The organism is Mesorhizobium sp. M2A.F.Ca.ET.067.02.1.1 (assembly GCF_004023285.1).
In the GTDB taxonomy this organism is placed as follows: Bacteria; Pseudomonadota; Alphaproteobacteria; order Rhizobiales; family Rhizobiaceae; genus Mesorhizobium.
In genome coordinates this window covers 1-3,473 of the sequence record NZ_RZSB01000641.1, presented here as the reverse complement: position 1 = coordinate 3,473, position 3,473 = coordinate 1, and the positions used below count along the sequence as shown (strand labels likewise).

The 3,473-nt window shown below is 65.8% G+C and carries 2 protein-coding genes and 1 pseudogene; all 3 read right to left on the bottom strand.

From position 1 onward, the window contains the following. Window positions 1-689: phosphoglycerate kinase (pgk, locus tag EOA28_RS29195; RefSeq protein WP_128315544.1), on the bottom strand; the 689-nt coding region annotated here is incomplete at its 3' end. A gap of 159 nt (window positions 690-848) precedes the next feature. Next, on the bottom strand, window positions 849-2,738 hold the full coding sequence (locus tag EOA28_RS29190; RefSeq protein ID WP_245463397.1) for a potassium/proton antiporter: 1,890 nt from the start codon (window positions 2,736-2,738) through the stop codon (window positions 849-851). A gap of 254 nt (window positions 2,739-2,992) precedes the next feature. Continuing rightward, window positions 2,993-3,473: pseudogene (locus EOA28_RS29185) on the bottom strand (glyceraldehyde-3-phosphate dehydrogenase); the annotation flags it as partial.

Genomic DNA, 3,473 nt, shown 5'->3' with positions numbered 1-3,473 from the left:
TGATCGAACAGCATCTGGCGGCGGAAGGAGCATCCTACGGGCAATGACCATGCCTCGGCGATGGCGTGCATCCGCGCCACCGCTTGCTCGTCCCAGCGCGTGCCTCCGAGGATGACGAACGGGCGCTTGGCGCCGGCGAGAAGCTTTTCCAGCGCGTCGAGCTCGGCCTGCATGGTGCGGCCGGCATAGGCCGGCAGCCGGTGCGCCAGGCCTTCGGTCGACGCATGCGCGCGGTGCGCGGCGGAGAAGGCGTCGTTGACATAGATGTCGCCATTGGCGGCGAGCTTTTCCGTGAAGGCCGGGTCATTCTTCTCCTCGGCCTTGTAGAAGCGGGTGTTTTCGAGCAGCAGCACGTCGCCGTCCTTCATGGCGGCAACGCCTTCGGCGGCTTTGTCGCCGATACAGTCGGCGGCGAAGCGGACGGGGAGGCCGAGAACCTCGGCCGTGGCCCTGGCGATCGGCTCCAGCGAGAATTCGGCCGACGGACCGTCCTTCGGACGGCCGAAGTGCGCAAGCAGGATGACCTTGGCGCCTTTTTTCGAGAGCTCGGCGATGGTCGGCGCGATGCGCTCGATGCGAGTGGCGTCGATCACCTTGCCGTCGGCGACAGGAACGTTGAGGTCGATGCGCACCAGGACGCGCTTGCCGCTGACGGCGCCGATGTCATCGAGTGTCTTGAAGCGGGCCATGGTCGTTCCTTCCTGGTGCGTGAGGCAATTCCGGACGGAAAGCCGCCCACACTTTTCATGGAATTGCTCTAGCGAAAACGCGGGGACCTTACCCGGCAGCGGCGGCGATGCAAGAGCCGCGTTAAAGCGCGCGCGCAAAAATGATGTCGCCATGAGACATCAGCCTTCGCCGGTTGCCTTTTGCTCGCCCAGTGCCGGCGCCACGGGATCGATCGGTACGTCCTCGACCGGCTGCTTTTCCACCGGCCTGCGCCAGTTGCGAATCAGGGCCGCTATGCGATCGCCGATCTCGCCGGCGCTCATGAACACCGGCACGCGCGCCACCGGCGCGGTCGGCTCGAAGGACAGGCCGAGCCCGGTGATCCGGCCTTTCTCGTCGACGTCGCGCACGATCAGCTCGATCGGCCCGATCATCACGCGGTCGGCATATTCGGCATGGCCGCCGAGCCGCTCGGTAACGAGCGCCGCGACGGTGAGCTTCTGTTCGGCCTCGGTAAGGCCGGGCCCATAGGCCGCTTCCAGCTCCGCCGCGGAGCGGGCCGGATCGACGGCAAAGGCGCCGAAGAAGTCGGCGTCCTCGGGGTCGACCACGGCGCGGCTGGCGAAAAGCTTGTCGAGCAGGCGCGGATAGCGATCCGGCACGAAGATATAGACCTGGTCGCCAGCGGTGAGACGGCCCATGTCCTGAAAGCGCATCGAGCGGCCGTCGCGCAGCACCAGCGAGGGCCTTGCCCAGCGCGGGATGCGCTCGCCGCGCGCAACCGGGCTGCCGGGCGCCACGCGATAGGCGAGCAGCTCGTGATGGGCTGAGCCCGGCAATTCGAGCTCCACCTTGTCCAGGGGCCCGAGACGGGCCGGCACGATCAGGCCGAGGCGGCGCGCCAGGGGACCGACCGTCCAGCCCTGCACCACCAGCGACACAAGCACGATGATGAAGGCAGCGTTGAAGATCAGGCGGCCATGCTCGAGGCCGCCGAGCAGCGGCGTGATGGCAAGCAGGATCGAGACCGCGCCGCGCAGGCCGACCCAGGACACGAAGGCGACCTCGGGACGCGGCAGGCGGAAGGGGATCAGGCAGAGCCAGACGGCCAAAGGCCGCGCGACGAAGATCAGGAACAGGCCGAGCAGCACCGCCGGCACCAGGATCGCCGGGAACTGCGAGGGTGTGGCGAACAGGCCGAGGATCAGGAACATGATGATCTGCGCCAGCCACGACATGCCGTCCTGGAAACGCCTCAGGATGGTGACGGCGCGGATGTCGGAATTGCCGGCGATCAGCCCGGCAAGGTAGACGGCGAGGAAGCCTGAGCCGCCGACCGCGCCGGCGGCGGCAAACACCATCAGCGACAGCGTCAGCACGAAGATCGGCAGCAGGCCGTGATCCAGGTTGAGCCGCTCGACCAGACGCACGATGCCGAAGCCGCCGAGGACGCCGATCACGGCGCCGAGCCCCATATTGGCGAGGAAGCCGAGCAAGAGATTGGCGGCCAGCACATTGGCCTCGGGGTTTGCATGCGCGGCGATGATCTCGACCAGGGTGATGGTGAGGAAGATGGCGATCGGGTCGTTGGTGCCGGATTCCACTTCGAGCGTCGATCGCACGCGCTCGCGCAGATGGATCTCGCCGGCGCGGAGCAGGAAGAACACGGCGGCCGCGTCGGTCGAGGCGACGGCGGCGCCGAGCAGCGAGGATTCCAGCCAGCTGAGCTTGAGAAAATAGGAGGCGGCGACGGCAAAGATGCCGGTGGTCAGGATGACGCCTATCGTGGCCAGCGACAGTGCCGGCCCGGCCGCTTGCTTCAGCGCGTTGAGCGGGGTGCCGAAACCAGAGTCGAACAGGATGATGGCCAAAGCCAGTGAGCCGGCAAAATAAGCCAGCCGCGCGTTGTCGAATTCGATGCCGAGGCCGTCGACGCCGGTGGCAAGCCCGATGCAGAGAAAGAGGAGCAGCAAAGGAGCGCCGAAGCGGAAGGCGATCAGGCTCGAAAACGCGGCGGCAACAATGAGCGCCGTGCCGACCAGCGTCACGAGATAGATCGCATGCTCCATCCGCCAGTGCCCCTCAAGTCCCTCTCATTTGTCGATTTAAGGGAGAGTGGGGCGAAGACATGACCAGTGCAAGGCAACAGCGTGGTTTTTTGGATTCTGCTGGCGTGGGGAAATGGAGGAGCCGCTTTCCTCTCGTCATCCACGGGCGGAGCGACTGATGTTGCGGCTAATCTCCACGACATGCGGAACCGCCGAGACTAAAACGAAAACGCCCGGCCGGGGCCGGGCGTTCGAAACTGCTTAGCGAGCCTGGATCAGGCGATGGTTTTGCCGAAGGCGACGGCAGTGTCGCCCATGCGGTTCGAGAAGCCCCATTCATTGTCGTACCAGGACAGCACCGAAACGAAGTTTCCGTCCATGACCTTGGTCTGGTCGAGGGCCACGATCGAGGAGTGCGGATCGTGGTTGAAGTCGATCGAGACGTTCGGGTGATGGGTGACCGAGAGCACGCCCTTGAGCTTGCCCTTGGAGGTGGCGATCAGCGCTTCGTTGATCTCCTGCGGCGTGGTCGAACGCTTGGCGACGAACTTCAAGTCGACCACCGAGACGTTCGGGGTCGGCACGCGGATCGAGATGCCGTCGAGCTTGCCCTTGAGGTCGGGCAGGACCAGGCCGATCGCCTTGGCGGCACCGGTCGAGGTCGGGATCTGCGACAGCGCCGCGGCGCGGGCGCGGTAGAGGTCCTTGTGCATGGTGTCGAGCGTCGGCTGGTCGCCGGTGTAGGAGTGGATCGCT

Bases quoted from the DNA above. Each gene is read 5' to 3' on its own strand.
- EOA28_RS29190 (WP_245463397.1), bottom strand. From the start codon at position 2,738: ATGGAGCATGCGATCTATCTCGTGACGCTGGTCGGCACGGCGCTCATT.